Here is a 24,245-nt window from a genome sequence, read left to right on the forward strand (position 1 = left end):
TTATTTTAAATTATTCCAATACCATTTCACGGCTTCTTTTAGGCCTTTTTTGATGTCAAACTTGGGCTGATAGCCCAACAAGTTTTTTGCTTTTTCTATTGATGCTAACGAATGTGGTACATCACCTTGCCTTTCGGGGCCATAAATGGTTTCAATCGCCCCAATTTTAGGGTCAAACTCTGATAAATACACTTTTAATAAATCAACTAATTCTCTTAAATCTGTTCGTTCACCGTAGGCCACATTGTAAATAGCACTAATCGCATTTTTGTTTTCTGTTAGTAATGCCCGAATATTCATCTGAATAACATTATCAATATAGGTGAAATCTCTTGAGAAAGACCCATCGCCATTAATGGTTGGGGATTCATGTTGCATTAGTTGAATTACAAATTTTGGAATTACAGCAGCATACGCTCCATTTGGATCTTGTCTTCTGCCAAATACATTAAAGTAACGTAATCCTATAGTTTCAAGGCCATAAGTTTTAGAGAATATATCAGCATATAATTCATTTACATATTTTGTTATTGCATAGGGCGACAGCGGTTTGCCAATTACTTCCTCTACTTTCGGCATTGATTTTGAATCACCATACGTAGATGAACTAGCTGCATAAACAAAACGTTTTACCTTAGCATCTCTTGCCGCTACTAGCATATTTAAAAATCCTGATACATTAACATCATTACTGGTAATTGGGTCATTTATTGATCGCGGCACTGACCCTAATGCTGCTTGGTGAAGTACATAATCTACACCCTCACATGCCTCATGACATGCTTGAAGTTCTCGTATATCATTTTCAATTAAAGTGTAATTTGAATTGGATAAATAGGGTTCAACATTCTCTCTTTTTCCAGTTGCAAAATTATCTAAACAAACCACTTTGTTACCATTTTGAAGTAGCGCCTCAGTAATGTTTGATCCAATAAAGCCCGCACCACCGGTTACAAGTACTTTATAATTAGAATCGAAATTCAAGTTTTTTAAATCCATGTTAATTTTGAAAATTTATAAGAGAAATCGTTAGTTATTTAAAGATTTTTATCTTTTGAAGCTATAATGCGTGATTTTTTGAAAACTATACTTTATAGTAATTTTTATACCATCTAACAAATTCTCCAACACCATCTTTAATGGCCGTATTAGGTTGATAGTCATAATCACGAATTAGACTGTCAACATCAGCCCAGGTGCGTTTCACATCACCGGGTTGCATAGGCAACATTTCTTTTTCGGCCGTTTTGCCCGTTTCTACTTCAATTGCTTCAATGAAGTCAGCAAGCTTAACAGAATTATTATTACCAATATTATATACTTTATATAAATCTCGATTCTTTGTTGATTTTGTCAGCACTCGCACAACTCCTTCAACTATGTCATCTACGTATGTGAAGTCACGCTCCATTTCGCCATGATTAAATACTTTTATAGGTCTTTCATTTAATATAGCATCAGTAAAAAGAAAAAGAGCCATATCTGGCCGGCCCCATGGCCCATATACCGTAAAAAAGCGAAGGCCAGTGGTTGGCATACCAAATAAATGGCTATAGGTATGTGCCATTAATTCATTACTCTTTTTGCTGGCGGCATAAATACTAATAGGGTTGTCAACACTATCTTCGGTTGAAAAAGGCACTTTCTCATTCAAGCCGTATACACTAGAACTACTTGCGTAAACCAAATGTTCAACTTTATTATGTCGACAACATTCTAATAAATTCAAAAAGCCAACTATATTACTATCGATATAACTTTCTGGGTTTTCAAGACTATAACGTACACCAGCTTGAGCAGCAAGATTGCAAACAGCAATAATGTTCTCGTCTTTAAATAGTTTTGGTAATTCAGCTCTATCTTCCAATCGCATTCGAACAAAAGAAAATTTAGCACCATGAATTGAACTAGAAGTTTTAATGTTCCATTGAGAGGCGTCATTTTTAGAAATACCTAGTTCTTTTAACCGGTCATATTTTAAATTAACATCATAATAATCATTGATATTATCCAACCCTACTACTTCAATGTTCCTTTTTAAAAGGGCATTGCATAGGTGATGTCCAATAAAACCAGCTGCTCCGGTTACTAAAATTTTCATGATTGACCTATTTTGTAATAATGAAATCCTTTTGATTTCATTGTGTCTTTATCTAAGATGCGACGTCCATCAAAAAGAAATGCTGGTTTAAGCATTTTTGAATAAATTACATCCCAGTCATAACTTTTAAACTCGTCCCATTCTGTTAGAATACCAATTGCATGTGCATTTTCAGCAGCTTCCATTGGGTCTGAAATTACAGTTAGTAACCTTCTGTTTTCTTCTGGAGATCGTGAACCAAGATAGTCTAGATCTCTATATATCTGCTCTGCAGAAACTTTTGGATCGTAGACTACAATTTCAGCTTGCTCATCTAATAAGGCGTCTGCAACATAAATAGCTGCCGATTCACGAGTATCGTTAGTGTCCTTTTTAAATGCCCATCCGTAGAAAGCAATTTTCTTTCCGGAAACCGTATTATATAAGGTTGAAATGATATGTTCCGCAAATCGTCTTTTTTGGTAATCATTCATAATAATAACTTGCTCCCAATAATCAGCTACTTCTTGTAAGCCATAACTTCTGGCAATATATACTAAATTTAAAATGTCTTTTTGAAAACATGAACCTCCAAAACCTACAGATGCATTTAAAAATTTCGGACCAATTCTACTATCGGTACCAATTGCGCGTGATACCTCTGCAATATTTGCATCTGTTTTTTCGCAGAGTGCAGATATGGCATTAATTGAAGAAACTCGTTGCGCTAAAAATGCGTTTGCTACCAATTTAGACAACTCTGAAGACCAAACATTGGTTTGTAAAATTCTTTCTTTAGGCAGCCATTGTTCATAAATAGCACTTAATGTGTTTTTAGCTGCTTTGCCAGAAGGCGTATCATCACCACCAATAAGAATTCTGTCTGCATTCAATAAATCATCAATTGCAGTACCCTCGGCTAAAAATTCAGGATTTGATAATATTTCAAATTTAACATTGTTACCAGTATTGTCTAAAATACTTTTTATAGCGCTTGCTGTTCGTACAGGAAGCGTAGATTTTTCAACAATAATTTTGTCGTTTTTCGCTACTTTGGCAATATTTCTAGCGCATAATTCTACATACTTTAAATCAGCGGCTTGTCCTTTACCTTTACCGTACGTTTTAGTAGGAGTGTTTACTGAAATGAATATTAAATCTGCTTCATCAATAGCTTTATCCACGTCGGTAGAAAAGAACAAGTTTTTACCACGACTAGCGGCTACAATTTCTTTTAGGCCAGGTTCATATACAGGTAATTGATCCAAATCATTAGAATTCCAATCATCTATTCGCACTTGATTAATGTCAACGACTGTAACCTTAATATTAGGACATTGACTAGCAATAACCGACATCGTAGGGCCACCGACATAACCAGCACCAATACAGCATATTTTTGTAACTTTTTTCATTTAGACTTATTTTTAACGGGATGCAAAGGTTGTAAATAATTTTATAATTAATCTATTTAAGTTGTCAAACGAGCATATTTTAACGGTATTGTGAAAAAAACAAAATTTGTTTTTCTTATGTAGAGTAATTCTGCATTTAGACGAGAAATAATAAAATAATTTATAGTATATTTTTTATAGATTAAATTATCCTTTTTAAGGGTATATGTCAGAATATTCTTCAATATACCTTAAAATGAACCCTTTTAAACGAATTAATAATATAAAAAGGATGGATGAATTAGGTTATAGTTAAATTTGCTAAACCTTTAAAAATACTATTGTACGTTTTTTAATAATGAACCGTTTGTAGTTTTAAATCGTATTTAAAAAGTATAGATTGATTAAATTTAGATTTATAAAGTTAATGTATATCCCTAAAATTACATGAGTTTGATTACAACAACTAAAATATGGCTTTCTTCACCTCATATGGGAGAAAAAGAACAAATCTATGTTAAAGAAGCCTTTGATACCAACTGGGTAGCTCCACTAGGGCCCAATGTTAATTTGTTTGAAAAGAGTATTGAAAGTTATATTGATAATGACGTACATGTTGCGGCATTAAGTTCTGGCACAGCTGCCATTCATTTAGCGCTTGAAATTCTTGGCGTGTCAAAAGGGGATGAAGTTATTTGTCAAAGTTTTACCTTCTCAGCATCGGCGAACCCAATATTATATTTGGGAGCAACTCCGGTATTTGTTGACAGTGAAAAAGATACCTGGAATATTTCTCCAGAGCTACTTAAAAAGGCAATAGAAGACCGAATATCAAAAGGTAAAAAACCTAAGGCTATAGTTGCTGTGCATTTGTATGGAATGCCATATAATGTTTCAGAATTGGAAAGAATCTCAATGGAACACGATATTCCAATTGTAGAAGATAGTGCTGAAGCTCTAGGAAGCTCTTATGATAATCGCAGATGCGGAAGCTTTGGTAAAATCGGAATACTATCTTTTAATGGAAATAAGATTATAACAACTTCAGGGGGTGGCGCTTTAGTTACCAAAAAGTTGAAATATAAGGAAAGAGCGATATTTCTTGCAACTCAGGCTAGAGATGATGCGCCACACTATCAACATTCAAATGTCGGTTATAATTATAGAATGAGTAATGTTTTGGCTGGAATTGGTCGCGGTCAAATGGAAGTTTTAAATGACAGGGTTGAAGCTCGAAGAGCCAATTTTGAATTTTATAAATCAAAACTTAGCCATATAGAGGAAATTGAATTTTTGCATGAACCAGATGGCTATTTTTCAAATAGATGGTTAACATGTATTTTGACCCCTACTTTTGAGGTTCGAGAAAAAATCAGGCTTGAGTTACTGGAAAATGATGTTGAATCACGACCTTTATGGAAGCCAATGCACCTGCAACCAATTTTTGAAAAATATGCAAATTACTCTGATGGTACCTCTGCTGATTTATTTGAGAGAGGTTTATGTTTGCCAAGTGGATCTAATCTGTCTCAAGAAGATTTAAATAGAATTGTTGACCTAATCATAAATGTTTTTAAGCTATGATTCAAAATTATTTATCAAATAACGTGAATCGTTATGCATCTAAATGGTTGGTTTTAATCATTGATGTTATTACTGTAAGTTTATCATTCTTTTTAGCCTATTGCATACGTTTTAATCTATCTCTTGATTTTGATGTCGCAATGCTCTACACACAATTGCCTTTTGTAGCGCTAGTTTCAATTATTTCATTTTTAATTGTTGGTTCTTATAAAGGAGTTGTGCGTCACACTGGTGTTAGAGATGTGTATAACCTGTTTAATGCAATATGTACTTGCAGCATCATTATGATTGTAATGGTTCTGATTAATACAAAACTAAACTACTTTGAAAATTTCACCATCCCTAGAGGTATAATTATAATACATAGTTTATTAAGTTTTATGGGGCTTACAGCTTCCAGATATGTATTTAAAGCACTCTATAATACGTATCTGGTGAAGGATATGAAAGTTAATAAGAATGTACTGATTTATGGAGCAGGAGAGTCTGGTATATTAACCCATAATGCATTAACAAATCATTCAAAAAGCCGAGCAAGAGTTGTAGGATATATTGATAATGATAATCAAAAAGTAGGTAAACAAATTAATGGTGTTAGCGTCTTTCATAAGAGCGTGTTAACTGAAGATTTTCTTACCAAAAAGGATATTTCAGAAGTTATTTTTTCCATTCAAAATATTGACCCTAAGAACTTAAGGAAACTTGTAGAGAGTTTAGTAGAATATCCTGTTCAGGTTAAAATTGTTCCACCAGTAGAGGATTGGATAAATGGGGAATTAAGAGCTTCTCAGATAAAACAGGTTCAGATAGAGGATTTATTAGATCGGGCTCCCATTAGCTTTAAAAATGAAAAAGTTGATCAAGAACTTAATGGTAAGGTTATTCTTGTGACTGGTGGAGCTGGATCAATTGGAAGTGAAATAGTCCGACAAATTTGTGATTACAGCTACAAATCTTTAATAATTATTGATCAAGCAGAATCAGCATTATATGATTTGCAACAAGATTTAAAGCAAAATGGATTTCACAATTTCATACCTATTGTGGGAGATATTCGAGATAAAAATCGAATGAATGCTATTTTTCAGGAATATAAGCCCAACATGGTTTTTCATGCGGCTGCGTATAAACACGTGCCTTTAATGGAATATAATTCATATGAGGCCATTAAAATTAATGTAGCAGGCACTAAAACCATTGCGGATCTTTCAATGAATCATAAGGTTGATAAGTTCGTTTTTGTTTCTACAGATAAAGCTGTGAATCCCACAAATGTAATGGGAGCATGTAAACGTATAGCTGAAATGTATATTAGCTGTATGGAGCAGCAAAAGAAAACGAAATTTATTACCACGCGTTTTGGAAACGTTTTAGGGTCAAATGGTTCTGTTATTCCATTATTCAGAAAACAAATAGAAAAAGGCGGACCCTTAACTCTTACACATAAAGATGTTACGAGATATTTTATGACTATACCAGAAGCATCACAGCTAGTTTTAGAAGCTGGAGCTATGGGTGAGGGGGGAGAAATATTCATATTCGATATGGGTGAATCAGTCAAAATATTTGATTTAGCCAAGAATATGATAAAACTCTCAGGCTTGAATTACCCAGAGGACATTGATATTAAAATAACAGGGCTTAGACCAGGAGAGAAATTATACGAAGAGTTATTGGCAAATGGGGAAAACACCTTACCTACATATCACAAAAAAATAAAAATTAGTAAAGTAAGAGACTTAGATTATGCTGACGTTCGTTCAAAAATTGATGAATTGTGCATAACCAATATGTTCTTCAGTGGAAATACAGTAAAATTGATGAAAAATATAGTTCCTGAATATGTTTCTAATAATTCAGAATTATGTGATTTAGATGAGGACAAAAAAACAAATCATGGGGATAAACCAACCTTAAAGGTAGTTCAATCTTAAATTTTTTATTAATCTTGCATTTGAATTTAAAATAATAGCGGCACTATGGTACAAAAGAACACTACTTTTTATAAAAGTATTTATTTATGGACAATTTCAATTTTGTTATTGAGTTCATGCGCATCAAAGCAAGATATCGTCTATTTTCAAAATGCAGGTGATTTCGAGACTATTGTTAGTGATAATTCACATACTAATAAGTTTAAAATTGATGATGTATTGAGTATACACGTATCAACTTTTGATCCCCAAGCAAGTGTACCATTCAATCTTTTTAAAGGTGCCGAAGAAGGTGGAATAAGAGCACAACAGGTAGATTATATAATTGACAAAAATGGTGAGATTGATTTTCCTGTATTAGGCGCAATTAAGATAGTGGGACTTTCGCCAGAAGAGGCAAAGCAATTTTTAAAGGAAAAGCTTTCACCGTATTTAAAAGACGCGATTGTCAATATAAGATTAAAGAATTTTACAGTTACCGTTCTTGGTGAGGTCAATAGACCCGGAACCTACCCTGTAGGCGGGGAGCAAATAACCGTTTTAGAAGCTATTGGGCTTGCCAATGATTTAACAATAAAAGGAATACGTAAAAATGTGATGGTTATACGTGATTTTAATGGAACGAAAGTGTATACACGAATAGATTTAACGAAAAAAGAAGCATTGAACTCGCCGGTTTACTATTTAACCCAGAATGATGTAGTTTATGTAGAACCGAATAAATCTGCTGTTAATTCATCAGCTTTTGATAGCAGAGTTTCAGTGTGGGTTTCAATAGCATCTTTATTAATTTCTTCTACAGTTTTGATAATTACTCGATCAAAATAATTAATTAGTAAAATAATTATTATAATTAACTCCTTTTAAAGAGTGATAAAACAATGAATTCACAAAACATCTCAGACAGCGAAACTGACATTAAAGCTTTGTTAACTGCTTATACTAGGCATTGGAAGTGGTTTGTTTTATCAGTTATAGGCATACTTATATTGGCATTTTTATATATAAGATATGCAACACCAGAATACGCGGCGATTGCAAAAATTCAAATTATTGAAAATCAAAACTCCGGTTCTGAACTTTCTGCTTTTCAAGATTTAGATGTTTTAGGCGGAGGTAAGAACAAGGTTGAAGATGAGATTGAAATTCTTAATTCTAGATCAAATTTTATAGATGTAGTCAAAAGTCTGAATTTAAATGTTCAAGTTATTGCACTTGGTAACGTAAAAGACACAGAAATATATACAAACCGGCCTATTAATTTAAATTTCATTGAAAATGATTCTGTGATTCATAATTCTGAATTTACTTTCTTTATAGAATTGACATCTGATACTAATTTTGGCTACAGCGTTGAGCGTGATAGTCCACTACAAATGTTTGCTTATGGTAACAACATCCCAACAAACATTGGTGGTGTCGTGATAACACCAAACATGCCTTTTTTTAATAAATATAAAGGTCAAAAAATCATGGTATCGGTTAAACCAATAATCCGTATTGCACAATCCTATCAATTGAAAACAATTGTTGCGGTGGCTGATGAGTATTCTAATATTATTAACATTAGTATTAATGATCCAGTCAAGCAGAAAGCTGTGGATATACTAAATACACTAATATTTAATTATAATAACAATGCTGTCGAAGATAAAAAGGCAGTTGCTAATAAAACTGCAAGTTTTATAGATAATCGTATTACCACTATTTCTTCTAGTCTAACTGAAGTAGATGAAGATGCAGAAAAACTTTTGACAGGTAAAGGCATGACAGGCGGTGGGTTAGAAGTAGGGGCAGCTGTTCAAGCAAGTTCGCAAAGTAGGCAACAGCTAGATGATGCAAGAAATCAATTGCAAATGGTATCTAGTCTTAAAAATTATGTTGCCAGTGAAGATGGTTATGAAGCTATGCCTGCATTTGATGTGGGTAGTGGTGCAATATCTGGTACGCAGGTTAAATATAATGAGCTTGTAGCAGAACGAAAAAGACTGTTGAAAAGTGCAGATGAAAAGAATCCGATTATTGTTAATCTAAATGAACAATTAGATCAATTGAAATCCACTATGCAATCTAGTTTAACTTCAATGGAACGTAATGTTGGTGCTACGGTTGGTACTTTGCAGAATCAAATGGGTAGAATTCAAGGTACAATATATTCGGCTCCCAAAAATCAAAGAATGTTAACTGATATTACTAGGCAACAACAAACTAGAGAGAGCTTATACTTATATTTATTGCAAAAGAGAGAAGAGTCTCAAATTGCGGCTGCTTCAAGTCCCGAGAAATCAAAAATAATTGATAATGCTTACCTTCAAAGTAAATTTCCAGTTTCTCCTAAAAAACAAATAATATATATTGCGGCAATTATATTTGGACTTTTTATTCCTTTTAGCATAATTTACTTAAATGATTTACTCGATAATAAAATACATAACAAAACTGGTTTAGAAAAACTTGTTCAGGGAATACCTGTTTTGTCGGAATTACCAAGTTTGTCAAAGAAAGATGAAATATTGGTAAGGAAAGAAGATCGAAGTGTATTGGGTGAATCGCTAAGAATTTTACGTACCAATTTGGATTACATAATTAATTCGAAAAAAGGGAGTAAAAATAATTTAATATTTGTTACTTCTAGTGTTCCAGGGGAAGGAAAAACATTTTTATCATCTAATTTGTCAATGATTTTCGCCAATACAAATAAAAAAGTTTTGCTGATCGGTGCTGATATTAGAAATCCTAAGCTTTATACATTTTTTACTAGTAAGGATGTCGATAAATTAGGAATGAAACCAACTCGTAATAAAGATGCTGGGCTAACTGAATTTCTTTATGATGATTCAATATCAGTAAAAGATATAATAAATCCATTGTTAGTGCATACTACGACAATAGACGTAATATATTCCGGTAAAATACCACCTAATCCATCCGAATTATTAATGAGTGATCGATTAAAAGATTTGTTTGAAGATGTATCAGAAAAATATGACTATGTGGTTGTAGATACTGCACCCTTAATGGTTGTTACGGATACATTATTGATTAGTAAATTTGCGAATCATATTATTTATGTGACTCGTGCTGGTGTAACCGAAAATAAAGTTATTGAATTTCCGCTGAAATTACGGGATGAAGGTAAACTAGATGGATTAGCTTTTGTTGTTAATGACGTTAAAGATTCTAATTTAGGTTATGGCGGTAAATATGGATATGGTTACGGTAAGACTACCAAAAAGTGGTGGAAATTTTGACCTTAACAATTATTTGATAATTTATAAAATCCTGATTTAGCATCAGGATTTTTTTTGTCTAACTGATAAAAATAAAATATTAAGTCCACTTAAGATGATTACAAGAATAAGTGATTAGTTACGTTCTCCAATTTATAAATTGTAGTTAGCCGATAACACTTGAATTTAAACGAAAATCAAGTAGGGTAATTCGGCAGTAAGTTGTTATTAAGTTATCTTTGTAAGTTGTAGGTTCCTCCAACTATATTGATTTAAATTGCTGCTAATATTAATATGAATATGGGAAATAATTATTCTAACCGTAAAATGGTCTTAAGTTTGCTGAACTTTGATTTATCTAAAATAACAAGTAGTACTGCTAGATTTTATCAGGCTATTATGATGTTTTTTGTATTATTTCTTATAAATACATCAATAACCCATGCGCAATTACCAACATCTTTTCAGCAGGTAGATTTATTAACTGGTTTATCAAACGCAACTACAATGCAGTTTGCACAGGATGGAAGGATTTTTATACTAGATCGTTATGGCGAAGTGATAATTTATAAGACTGATACCCAGACCTCCGTAAGTGCAGGTACACTACCAGTTTATCATGAGTTTGAGGACGGTTTGTTAGGAATAGCCTTTGACCCTAATTTTTTGACTAATAATTACATTTATTTACATTACTCCGTTATTGGTGTGGATAAAAATAGAGTTTCTCGCTTTACAATGAACGGAGATATTCTTGACCTAAATTCTGAAGTCATTATTCTTGATTGGGCGGTTCAACGAATCGTAAGTTTCCATTCTGGTGGTGATATGGAGTTTGACTCACAGGGGAATCTATATATTGCTACTGGAGATAATACGAACCATGGTAATTATTCTAAGCAGCATGAAACAAAAGTTGAAGAAAGCGCTGAAAAAAGTTCTTCAAACACCAATGATTTACGAGGAAAAATTTTACGTATAAAACCTCAATCAAATGGCACTTATACAATACCTACAGGTAACTTGTTTCCTGTTGGCACTGCGAATACAAGACCAGAAATCTATGTAATGGGAGCTCGGAACCCATATCGTATTTCAATAGATAAAACAAATACTGATTGGTTGTTTTGGGGAGAAGTTGGCCCAGATGCGAATGCAGCAAGTACTACCGGCCCAGAAGGATTAGATGAGCTTAACTTGGTTAAGACGGCAGGAAATTATGGTTGGCCTTATTTTTCTGGAGAAGATAATGATGCGTATGAAATGCTTCATAGAAATCCATCACCATTTTATAATAATCCTGCAGCACCTGAAAATACATCACCACTCAATACAGGGTTGACTATATTACCAGCTTCAGAACCCGCATGGTTAGAATTTTTTCATGAATGCTATTTAGCAGGTCCAGTATATCATCACAATGCCGGTCTTACTGATTTACAACGTTTTCCAGTTGATTTTGATGAGCATTTCTTTTATTATGATTTTAATACAAGTCAAATATGGGCGGTAGAAATGGATATTCAAGGGAATATTGTTAGTAATGAACAGTTTGCTCCATTAGTATTTCCAGATTCTAAAAACGGATTTATAGATATGGAAATGGGTCCTGATGGAAAAATGTATATTCTGGCCTATGGTGCAGGTTGTTGTCCAGAAAATGTAGGAACCGGTAGATTATTAAGAGTGGATTATACAGGAGTTACTACAAATGCTCCTCCTACAGTTAATATTGGCTCCAATGTAACTAGTGGTGCATTGCCTTTAACTGTTAACTTTTCTAGCGCAGGAACAACTGACCCTAATGGTGATTCACCATTAACCTATGAATGGGATTTTGATGGAGATGGTTTTGTAGACTCAATTGCGGAAAACCCAACACATGTGTATAATTCTGCTGGCACATTTAATGTTCAATTGAAAGTTGATGATGGTAATGGTGGTGTTGGAGTAAATAATTTAACAATTTATGCAGGTAATACTGCAGCCGAATTTAGCTATACCTCTCCCGTAGATGGTGGTTTTATTGATTGGGGTGATGATATTGATCTCAATTTAACGGTTACTGATCAAGAAGATGGATCAACAGGCTCTGGTATTGATTGTAATGATGTTAATATAGTTCCAGCTTTAGGTCATTTAAATCATTTTCATGATTTAGCAACATTGACAGGCTGTCCTCAGAATTTCACACTTGGCTATGATGGTCATGACGTTTCTGGTGAAATGGATTTATTTTACGTTGTGAATGCTAATTATACCGATCAAGATGGTTTAACCGCTTTTGATCAAATTTTACTACATCCGAAGCGAAAAGAAGCAGAATATTACGACACCCAAAGTGGCACATCGATAATAGCTAATACAGATTCTTATGAAGGCGGTGCATCGGCAATAGAAGTAGATAATAATGGATATATTTCCTATACGGGTAGGAATTTATACAATATGACATCAGTAAAATATAAAGTTGCTTCTTCAAACGCTGACGGTTCAATTGAGTTTAGGTTAGGTAGCCCAACGGGCACAATTATTGCCACTACCAATGTGCCAAATACAGGAAGTTTAACTAGTTGGCAAATAGTGGAAACCTCATTTTCGGCACCAGTAGGGAAACAAGATTTGTTCTTTGTTTTTAAAAGCACAAATGCTACACAAAATATTTTTAACTTGAATTATGTTGAATTTATAGGATCTGGTGTTTCCATTGATAATTCACCACCTGAAGTCCATAGTGTCGAGGCAATAGGTTCAACACAAGTAAAAGTTAAGTTTTCGGAATATGTTTCTTCTGCAACTGCAAATCAATTGTCAAACTATTCAATTGATAATGGAATTTCTATTTCTTCTGCTCAATTAGAACCAGATGGTTTAAATGTTGTTCTTACAGTTTCACCGATAAGTTCCAATGATACATATAACATAACGGTAAGTAATGTTAAAAATATTGCTGGTTTAACTATAATTTCTGATACGTACTCTTTTTCTAATGTAAGCTCATTGCGCCTTAATGCAGGTGGCCCTGATTTGATTTATGGTACAGAATCATATATCGCTGACGACTTTTCAAATGGAGGAAGTTTATTTGATAAAATAATAGAGATTGCAGGTACGGATAATGATGAGTTATATCATACGGAACGTTATGGAGATTTTGCTTATGAGATTCCAGTACCAGTATCTGGGGAGTATGATATTCGCCTGCATTTTGCCGAGTTGTATTTTGGTGTTGGCAGTGTACCAGGTGGTGAAGGGTCACGAGTATTTAACATTATTATTGAGGGAGAAACAGTTTTGAGTAACTTCGATATCCTATCAGAAGTGGACCCAGCAACCGCTTTGCAAAAGGAGTTAGATAATATTAGTGTAACAGATGGATTTGCAACTATACAATTGGTATCGGTTACACAGAACGCAAAAATATCTGGAATTGAGATACTTCCAGCAGATACATTTATGTCGGTACCCGATATTATTATTACATCACCTCAAAATGGGTGGAATGTTAATCAATCATCGTTTGATGTAGCTTTTAGAGTTGAAAATTGGACTATAATGGAAGGTGATACACACATACATTATTATGTTGATGGTGTATTAAGTAGTCCGTATTATAGCCATGATCCAATTAATTTTAATGATTTAAGTATTGGTAGTCACACAATTCGAATTGAATTGTTTTATGCGAACCATACTCCAACTGGAATATTTGATGAAGTTATGGTTTCGGTAACTGACCAACAGGTTTGCCATGAAACAGATTTTCCGGATTCTTGGGTCGTTCATGAATATGAAGCTAATCCATATACAGTTATCTACACATATGCAGATAATGATTTAGACGGTGATGGCTTAAAAGATATAGTTACAGGTGGATGGTGGTATAAAAATTCAGGAGTAGTATCCGATAATTGGCAAAAAAATACAATAGGAACTAATTTTGGAAATGTTGCCCATGTTTATGATTTTGATGGAGATGGTGATATGGATTTGTTAGGTACAACACTTGGGGTTCCGCCAGATGCGGAATATGAAAGTGTTCAGCTTTTATGGGCTGAAAATGACGGTGAAGGGAACTTCACCATTCATAACAATATTCCTGTTATCACTTCAAGTTGGAGTGAACCTTTTCTTGCAGGCATTGCTGGTGGAGATTTCGGAAGTGGTGGCTCTTATCAAATGGCAATTAATTGGAATGGCGCAGAAAGTAATGGTGCACCAATGCAATTACTTACTCCAACAGATACACCAACAACAGGTACTTGGTCTATAGTGGATATTAGTGATGATTCTACGGGAGAAGATGTTCAAGCCGCCGATATTGATCGTGATGGAGACCTTGATATTTTTCAAGGAACTAATTGGTTGGAGAATGATGGTAATGGTAATTTTACAACTCATCTAACAGGAATTACTTATGATTCAACAGTAGATAGAGCTCAATTGGCCGATTTTGATCAAGATGGGGATTTGGATGCTGTGGTTGGTCAGTTAGGTTTTGGAAGTGGGGCAAATAGGTTCGAGTTTTCATGGTTCGCGGCTCCTTCAGATCCTAAACAACAATGGGTTAGAAATGTCTTATCAACAGATGTCAAGGGTAGTTTAAGTGTATTTGCTATCGATATCGATTTTGATGGGGATAAAGATATTGTAGTTGGTGAATGGTTGGGAAGTAGAAGGTTAATTGCCTTTGAAAATAATTTATGTAGTACAGGAGATTGGGAAACTCATATTATTGACGATAGTCCTCAGAATTGGGAACACCACGATGGAGCACGAGTTGTGGATATTGATAATGATGGTGATTATGATGTTGTATCCAATGGTTTTAAAAATCAAAAAGTTCTTAGAATCTATGAAAATACAACTGCACTATTCGTAAGCAATGAACCTGATGTAAATGCGGGTATTGACCAAATAGTAGTTTTACCTACGAATTCAATTTCTATAACTGGTTCTGCAACTGACATTGAAGGTGGACCGCTTGCATTTGTATGGACGCAAATTAGTGGACCAAATTCGGCAGAATTATCTGGCGTAAATACCGCTACATTATCTGCTAGTGATTTAGTTTTAGGGGAGTATATTTTTAGATTAACCGTTACTGATGCTGAAAGTAATTTTGGTTTCGACGAAGTAAAAGTTACAGTTACTGATGGAACTTATAGTTTACCAGTGGTAAATGCAGGTGAAGATGTTGTTGTTGAGTTGCCAAATAGCACTGCTGTTTTAACAGGTACTGCAAGTGATCCAGATGGTGGCACGGTAACCTATCAGTGGACACAAGAAAGTGGTCCTGGTAATGCAATTGTAAGTGGTGAGACAACACTTGAAATAGAAGTGTCTGATTTAATAGAAGGTGAATACAATTTCAGATTGACAGTTACTGATGACGAAGGTGAAATAGCATTTGATGAGGTTACCATCAATGTTTACCCAGAAGGTGAGATACCTAATCCAATAACTGGTGAAATGCGTGTTATTTTAACGGAAAACCCAGCTAAGGATGGTATTGCTAAAATAAAGGTGATTGATGCACCTGCTGATATGGAGGTAATCACTATATATTTACATGATGTTGGTGGTAGATATATTGCTAGCTTCAATGCGCAAGATGAAGATGTAGCTCAAGCTGATGGTGAAACATATCATATTCCAGTAGCAACATTGAGAGATGGAATCTACTTTATCGGTGTGGGTATGAATCAAGGTAAACCTAGTCTAATTAAATTAGTAATAGATAATTAAATTAATTACTTTCTCTATATTTTAAAAAAAGCTCTGAAATTTTTTCAGAGCTTTTTTTGCATTATACATTGTATATTTATAGAAAAGGTAGTTCGTCAACCATCTTTGTAGTTTAACGAATAGAAAGTGATATTTTCTTTTAGTAATAGAAAACTCGCTATTTTTAATAACTCCCCCTTATTTCAAGTGATCATTTATTTTATCTTTTACATTTGATTGCAAAGAGTATTTAAAAAGTTAATTACGCATAATATAAAAGCATCTTTAATGAAAAGTGAAGCTACTTTAATTTCTAAAAAATCACCATACTTTGATTATAATTTTAATATAGATTTCACCTGGCATTCATACATATTAGTAGCATTTTTATTATTTGTTAACATTACTCTAACAGCACAATTACCATCTTCCTTTCAAAAAGTTGAACTACTCAGCGGGCTTTCAAATACGACTACCATGCGGTTCGCACCTGATGGACGTATCTTTATTTTAGATCGTTATGGTGAAGTAATAATCTACAAGCCAAATTCACAATTATCAGTTTCTGCTGGTACAATTCCAGTTTATCATGAATTTGAAGATGGTTTATTGGGTATTGCATTTGATCCTAATTTTAGTTCTAACAGTTATATTTATTTACATTATTCTGTATTAGCAGAAAATAAAAATAGGGTATCCCGTTTTACCATGAACGGAGATATTCTCGAATTAAACTCTGAGGTTATATTGCTAGACTGGGAGACACAAAGAATTTTAAGCTATCATTCTGGCGGCGATATGGATTTTGATTCTCAAGGGAATCTATATATTGCTACAGGCGATAATACTAACCACGGTAGTTATTCTAAACAACATAAAACGAAAGTTGAAGAAAGTGCTGAAAAAAGTTCTTCCAATACCAATGATTTAAGAGGTAAAATTTTACGAATTACCCCACAAGAAAATGGCACCTATACAATACCTCCAGGTAACTTATTTCCTGTTGGCACAGCAAACACAAGAGCTGAAATTTATGTGATGGGAGCTCGCAATGCATACAGAATTTCAATTGATAAGGAAAATACAGATTGGTTATTTTGGGGAGAAGTTGGTCCTGATGCTAATAGTCCCAGTGCTTTAGGACCTGAAGGATTAGATGAAATGAACTTGGTAAAGTCGGCAGGCAATTATGGATGGCCCTATTTTTCAGGAGAAGATAATGATGCATATGAAATGCTTAATATAACTCCATCGCCATTTTATAATAATCCAGCAGCTCCAGTAAATACATCGCCATTTAATACTGGTCTAACCATACTGCCAGCGGCTGAACCTGCCTGGTTAGAATTTTTTCATGAAAGTTACTTTGCAGGACCTCGCTATTATCACAATGGTGCGTTAACAGATCAACAACGATTTCCTGTTGAATTTGATGAGCACTTTTTTTATTATGATTTTAATACAAGCCAAATTTGGGCTGTAAAAATGGATGCTCAAGGTAATATAATAAATAACGAACAATTAGCACCATTGGTTTTTCCGGATACAAAAAATGGATTTATTGACATAGAAATGGGCACTGATGGGCACATGTATATTTTGGCTTATGGAAAAGGATGCTGCCCTTCAAATGTTGGAACTGGTAAATTGATTCGAGTTGATTATACAGGGGTTGTAACAAATACTCCACCGGTAGTTTCTTTAAATAGTGATGTAAGCAGCGGGACATTACCTTTCACAGTCAATTTTTCAAGTGATGGCACATTTGATCAAGAAGGTGACTCACCATTAACTTATGAATGGGATTTTGATGGAGATGGTTTCGTAGATTCTATAGCTGAAAACCCAACTTATATTTATAACACTGCTGGTGTTTTCAATGTTCAATTGAAAGTTGATGATGGTAAAGGTGGTGTTGGGGTTAATAATATAACTATATACGCGGGTAATACTGCAGCTACTTTTGAATTTAACTCACCCGTAGATGGTGGGTTTATGAATTGGGATGATGATATAAATTTCGATTTAGAAGTTAACGATATCGAAGATGGCAGTATATCAAATGGAATAGATTGTAACGATGTCAATGTAATTCCTTCACTTGGTCATTTGAATCATTTTCATGATGGCGCTACCATGAATGCCTGTATTCAAAATTTATCATTGGATCCCGGGTCTCATGATATCAATGGTGAAATGGACATATTTTATGTGCTAAATGCAAATTATACAGATCAAGGAGGGTTAACAGCATATGATCAATTAATTCTACATCCTAAAAGAAAAGAAGCTGAGTTCTTTTCTTCTAGTTCAGGTGTAAATAAAATTGCTAATACCGATAGCAATGGAGGAGGGAGTGAGGCAATTCGTGTGAATCATAATGATTATATTGTTTTTGAAGGAAGGAATCTTTTAAATATAAATTCAATTAAATATCGTACTGCTGCAGCCACAATTGGAGGTAGAATTGAATTCAGAATTGACAGCCCCAATGGACAACTTTTATCTACAACTGTAATTCCGGTAACAGGTAGTGCTAACAATTGGATTGATGTGGAATCTACTTTTATAGATCCTAGTGGAAAACATGATTTATTTCTCGTGTTTAAAAACAACGCAGGTGAACAAAATATTTTTGATTTAAATTATGTAGAGTTCATTGGTACGGGTGTATCAATTGATAATTCTCCTCCAAAAGTGAATGAGGTTTTATCTATCAATAGCACATCAACTAAAGTTATATTCTCTGAATATCTTACAAAGTCTACTGCAGAAGAAATAGCAAATTATAGTGTAAATAATGGTATTTCTGTTACTTCAGCAATTTTACAATCAGATAATCGAACTGTGGTTTTAACGCATACTGCAATTAACGCAGATACGACATATCAATTAAATGTTAATAACGTAATTAACTTAGCAGGCCTCTCCGTAATTCAAAACAATTTTACTTTTTCAGTTTTCAGTCCAGTCAGAATTAATGTTGGGGGTGAAAACCATACCACAATAAATGATGATGTTTTTATAGCAGATGTCTATGCTACAGGTGGTAAGCTTTATAACAGAAGCGTTGTTATTGCAGATACACCTGATGACCTTATATATCAATCTGAACGCTTTGGTAATTTCACCTATGAAATTCCAATACCCGTAGCGGGCGAATATGACTTACGTTTGCATTTTGCAGAACTTTATTTTGGGGTAGGTAGTACATCAGGTGGTGCAGGTTCTAGAATATTTAATGTTAGTGTTGAAGATATATCTGTTTTAACAGATTTTGATATTTTATCCGAAGTACCTCCTGCCACAGCTCTTTTAAAAGAGTTAGATAATATTTCTATTACAGATGGATTTGCAACTATAAAATTTTCATCCATTATAGAAAACCCAAAGGTATCTGCAATAGAAATATTATCAAAAGATACTTTTAGTGTCGCACCAACTATAAAGATAAATTCACCTTCTAATGGTGCAGATGTAAATCTTCCATTTGATGTACCATTTGCTGTTCAAAATTGGGAGATTCAAGAAGGTAGTACCCATATGCATTATTATATAGATGGAGTTATGGTCGGACCGCATTATAATTATGACCCAATAATTTTTGATGACTTAAGTTTGGGTAAACATACAATACGATTAGAATTGTATGAAGCAGGCCACATACCAACAGGGAATTATGATGAAGTAACAATAAATGTTACAACGCAAAACGTTTGTAATACGGGAGTATTTCCTAAAAATTGGATCGTACATGAGATTGGTGAGGAACTTCCATACCGACATGTTTATATAATACCAAACGAAGACTTAGATGGAGATGGATTAAAAGATATAGTAACTGGAGCTTGGTGGTACAAAAACCCAGGTAATGCGTCTGGTAATTGGCAACGAAATGTAATAGGTGCACCTTTAAACAATATTGCATTTGCACATGATTTTGATAATGATGGCGATATAGATTTGTTTGGTACTCAAGGTGAATATAAGGGTGTTGATATGGCTTGGGCTGAAAATGATGGCTCTGGCAATTTTACAATTCACACAAATATTCCTTCAGAAAATGTACAAACGACATATTGGGAGCCTCTTATATCCGGTATAGCCGGAGGTGTTTTCGAGCCTAATGGACCATTTCAATTGGTGATTACATGGAATGGTGCTGAAAATGATAATTCACCTGTACAAATATTAAGTGTTCCAAGTGATCCAGTGAATATACCATGGACTCTAGACAATTTAAATCCTGATTCACTAGGAGAAGATATAATAAAAGGTGATATCGATGGTGATGGTGATTTAGATTTATTTCAATCTAGCAATTGGCTTAGAAATGATGGGAACGGTGTTTTTACAACTTTTAATACGGGTATTTCTTATGTGTCAACGCCAGATCGAGCTCAATTAGCAGATTTTGATGGTGATGGTGATTTAGATGCTGTTGTAGGTCAATTAGGAATACAAACAGATGACTCCGCAAAAACGGAATTTGCATGGTTTGAAGCACCAGCAGATCCTACCCAGAATTGGACAAAACATATTTTAGCCACAGATATTAGTGGTAGCTTAAGCGTTTTTGCCACAGATATAGATTTTGATGGTGACAATGATATCGTTGTAGGTGAATGGCGAGATGGTCATAGACTAATCGCTTTTCAAAATGATTTATGCAATTCTGGTACTTGGATTAGAAAAACAATTGAATCAAGTGGAAATGGTTTTGACCACCATAATGGCGCACAAGTAATTGATATTGATAATGATGGTGACCTAGATATTGTATCCATTGGATGGAGTAATATAGTGCCTCGAATTTTCGAGAACACTAGTATCATCTTAAGCAGCGACCCTATTGTTGATCTTATGGAAGATCAGATTATTACATTACCCACATCAAGTATTATTTTAACAAGCACCGCTAGCGATCCTGATGGAGGTGCAGTTTCTTTTATGTGGACACAACAGAGTGGTCCCAATAATGCGAATTTGGCCAACTCAAACACATCAACGCTAACAGCTACTAATCTTGTTGAAGGTGACTATATTTTCCGATTGACTGTAACTGATGATGAGAATGATTCAATTTATGATGAGGTTACTGTTTCCGTTTTAAAAGATTCAGGCAATAATTTTGTTTTACGAATTAATGCTGGCGGCCCTGAAGTAAATTACAACGGCTCTGATTTTATTGAAGATACTTATTTTGATTCAGGTAAGGTTTTGTATAGACCGCAAACGGGACTGCCACAACCTTTTAATAGTATGCGTTTTAATCGTACAAAGCAAATGGCATATAATATCCCATTGACTGATGGTGAATATATTATCAAGCTTTATTTTGCAGAATTATGGTTTGGAGCAACGAGTGGCGGTGTTGGTGGAGTAGGAAGCAGAGTATTTGACGTCAAATTGGAGGGAGCGTTAGTAGAAGATAATCTCGATGTTTATGAAGAGGCAGGTGCGAATGCGATGATGGTAAAAACACATATTGTAACTGTTACAGATGGTGTTCTAGATATTGAGTTTTCGGCGTTAGCCGACGATGGTGGTACACGTGATCCCATTATAAATACAATTGAGATTTTAGGTCAGAGTTCTACTAACGTAGTGCCAATAGTAGATCTTATGGAAGATCAGATCATTACTTTACCCATATCAAGTATTACTTTAAGCGGTTCAGGTAGTGATCCTGATGGTGGAATAGTTTCATTTTTATGGACGCAAACAAGCGGACCAACTGTAGCAACATTAGATGGAAACACTTCAACAAACCTTATTGCTTCAAACCTTGAAGAAGGTAATTATGTTTTCCGTTTAACGGTTACTGATGACGAAGAAGACCTAGTATATGATGAAGTAAATATTACAGTGTTGCCTGAAACAATTACAGGAACACAGCAACCTACTGTGGATCTAGAGGAAGATCAGATCATTACCTTACCAATATCAAGTATTACTTTAAGTGGTTCAGGTAGTGACCCCGATGGAGGTTCAGTAACTTTTGTGTGGACGCAACAAAGTGGACCCAATACTGCAAATTTGACCAACGCAAACACATCGAAGTTAACAGCTTCAAATCTAGATGAAGGTAACTACGTTTTTCGATTGACCGTAACCGATGATGAGAATGATACTGCTTTTGATGAAGTATCGGTACAAGTCGAAGGGGAAGTTTTAGAAAATCAAAATCCAATCGCAAATGCTGGTAATGACCAATCAATCATATTACCAACAAACAGTATTACTTTAAGCGGTTCAGGTACTGATGAAGATGGGAACATAGAATCATACCAATGGACAAAAATTAGTGGACCAAGCGGTCAGACTTTAAATGGTGTTAATTCTTCTACCTTAACAGCCGAAAATTTACAAGAAGGTATTTATGTTTTCCGATTGACAGTTACAGATGACGATAATGCCGAGGCATTAGACGATGTACAGGTGACCGTATTTCCAGAAGTAATAAACAACTTTGTTTTACGAATAAATGCAGGTGGAGGAACAACAACATTCAACAATGAAACTTTCGAAGCAGATCAAAATTTCAATACGGGAAGAACTTTAAATAGATTTCAAACGGGATTGCCACAACCCTATAGTTCTATACGTTATAGTCCTTCACAGGTAATGGCATATGATATTCCTCTTGCGGATGGTGAGTATACTGTAAATCTTCATTTTGCGGAAATCTATTTTGGCGCTACAGGTGGAGGGTCAGGTGGAGCAGGCAAAAGAGTGTTTGATGTCAAAATTGAAAATCAACTGGTTGAAGATAATTTAGATGTATTTGCTGAAGTTGGTGCAGAAGAAATGTTGGTAAAATCACATACTGTGAATGTAACAGGAGGTGTATTAGATATCGATTTTTCTTCATTAGCTGCTGATGGCGGAACAAGACATCCTATTATTAATGCAATTGAAATACTTGGCGACAGTGGGAGCAATTCTGTTTCACCTGTAGTCTCAGCAGGTGTTAATAAATCAATAACACTACCAGTAAACAGCGTTACTTTTAACGGATCAGCAAATGATCCTGACGGTGGTTTGGTTAGCTATCTATGGACGCAACAGAACGGTCCTAGTACTTCGAGTTTAAGTAACGAGAATACTATGAATTTAACAGTGTCTAACCTTGATGAAGGTAATTATATTTTCCGATTAACAGTAACTGATGATGAGAATGATACAGCCTTTGATGAGGTTTCAGTTTTGGTTTCACCTGAAGTAATTAATTCAGAGATTCCTATTGTCGATCTAATAGAAGATCAGATCATTACTCTGCCAACATCAAGTATTACTTTAGATGGTTCAGGTAGTGATCCAGACGGTGGTTCGGTTAGTTTTTTATGGACACAAGAAAATGGACCTAGTTCTGCCAATTTGACCAGCGCAAATACCACGAGTTTAACAGTTTCAAATCTTGAAGAAGGTGATTATGTTTTTCGATTGACGGTAACTGATGATGAAAATGATACAGTTTTTGATGAGGTGACAGTTTCAGTCTTGCCAGAACCAAGTAATAATTTTGCATTACGAATTAATACAGGTGGTGGCGCGACAACTTTCAATAATATTTCTTTTGAAGCAGATCAATATTTCGATACGGGTAGAACTTTAAATAGACCTCAAACAGGTTTGCCACAACCATATAGTTCTATACGATATAGCCGTTCACAAGTAATGGCTTATGATATTCCCCTAGTAGATGGTGAATATAGAATAAATCTACATTTTGCGGAAGTCCATTTTGGTGCTACTGGCGGAGGGTCAGGTGGTGTAGGTAAACGAGTGTTTGATGTTCGAATTGAAAATCAACTGGTTGAAGATAATTTAGATGTATTTGCCGAAGTTGGTGCCGAAGAAATGTTAGTAAAATCACATATTGTCACCGTAACGGGCGGTGTATTAAATATTGATTTTTCTTCATTGGCTGCTGATGGCGGAACAAGACATCCTATTATCAATGCAATAGAAGTACTTAGTATCAATACTGGTAGTGCTGGAAAATCATCAATTAGCTCGCAAGTTGATAATAATAGTATGCATATTTATCCAAACCAAGCGAAGACCTTTGTTACTGCTAGTTTTGAAGAACCGACAGAAGTTGTACAAATGTATGTTTTTGATATTACAGGTAAATTGGTTAAAACTTACAATCCTAAAGATATTAAAGTCGGCCAAAACTACACCATAGATGTCAATCTATATCAACAGGGAACATACATAATAAAAATGATTGATAGAAAAGGAATAAACTTTCAAAAACAAATGATTGTGAGGCCTGAATAACAAATTC

The 24,245-nt window shown here is 34.5% G+C and carries 9 protein-coding genes; 6 read left to right on the forward strand and 3 right to left on the reverse strand.

What is annotated here, in order from left to right; translation table 11 throughout:
- From JQC67_RS11550 to JQC67_RS11560, 3 genes are all read right to left on the reverse strand, one after another.
- Positions 1 to 999 carry an SDR family oxidoreductase gene (locus JQC67_RS11550; protein WP_203252963.1) on the reverse strand — a complete coding sequence of 333 codons (999 nt, stop codon included), beginning with the start codon at positions 997 to 999 and terminating at the stop codon, positions 1 to 3.
- An 85-nt stretch (positions 1,000 to 1,084) separates the two neighbouring features.
- A complete protein-coding gene (locus JQC67_RS11555) occupies positions 1,085 to 2,101 on the reverse strand; it encodes an NAD-dependent epimerase (RefSeq protein WP_203252964.1) in 1,017 nt (338 codons plus the stop codon).
- A complete protein-coding gene (locus JQC67_RS11560) occupies positions 2,098 to 3,495 on the reverse strand; it encodes a nucleotide sugar dehydrogenase (protein WP_203252965.1) in 1,398 nt (465 codons plus the stop codon). Before JQC67_RS11560 ends, JQC67_RS11555 begins: the two co-directional genes overlap by 4 nt.
- Before the next feature lie 426 nt (positions 3,496 to 3,921).
- Here JQC67_RS11560 and JQC67_RS11565 point away from each other — a divergent pair, with 426 nt between their 5' ends.
- The 6 genes from JQC67_RS11565 (at position 3,922) to JQC67_RS11590 (ending at position 24,238) form a co-directional block, all read left to right on the forward strand.
- Positions 3,922 to 5,058, forward strand: coding sequence for a DegT/DnrJ/EryC1/StrS family aminotransferase (locus JQC67_RS11565; RefSeq protein WP_203252966.1), 1,137 nt, complete (start codon positions 3,922 to 3,924; stop codon positions 5,056 to 5,058).
- On the forward strand, positions 5,055 to 6,992 hold the full coding sequence (locus tag JQC67_RS11570) for a polysaccharide biosynthesis protein (RefSeq protein ID WP_203252967.1): 1,938 nt from the start codon (positions 5,055 to 5,057) through the stop codon (positions 6,990 to 6,992). The genes JQC67_RS11565 and JQC67_RS11570 overlap by 4 nt, the downstream gene beginning before the upstream one ends.
- Before the next feature lie 45 nt (positions 6,993 to 7,037).
- The gene (locus tag JQC67_RS11575; protein WP_203252968.1) at positions 7,038 to 7,820 is read left to right on the forward strand and encodes a polysaccharide biosynthesis/export family protein; all 783 of its coding nucleotides are present in this window, start codon (positions 7,038 to 7,040) and stop codon (positions 7,818 to 7,820) included.
- A gap of 53 nt (positions 7,821 to 7,873) precedes the next feature.
- A complete protein-coding gene (locus tag JQC67_RS11580; protein ID WP_203252969.1) occupies positions 7,874 to 10,243 on the forward strand; it encodes a GumC family protein in 2,370 nt (789 codons plus the stop codon).
- A gap of 279 nt (positions 10,244 to 10,522) precedes the next feature.
- Positions 10,523 to 15,970, forward strand: a complete 5,448-nt coding sequence (locus JQC67_RS11585; RefSeq protein WP_203252970.1) for a PKD domain-containing protein — start codon at positions 10,523 to 10,525, stop codon at positions 15,968 to 15,970.
- Between the two features lie 267 nt (positions 15,971 to 16,237).
- A complete protein-coding gene (locus JQC67_RS11590; RefSeq protein WP_203252971.1) occupies positions 16,238 to 24,238 on the forward strand; it encodes a PKD domain-containing protein in 8,001 nt (2,666 codons plus the stop codon).
- Positions 24,239 to 24,245: the final 7 nt, after the last annotated feature.

The organism is Aurantibacter crassamenti (genome assembly GCF_016811105.1).
Lineage (GTDB): Bacteria > Bacteroidota > Bacteroidia > Flavobacteriales > Flavobacteriaceae > Aurantibacter_A > Aurantibacter_A crassamenti.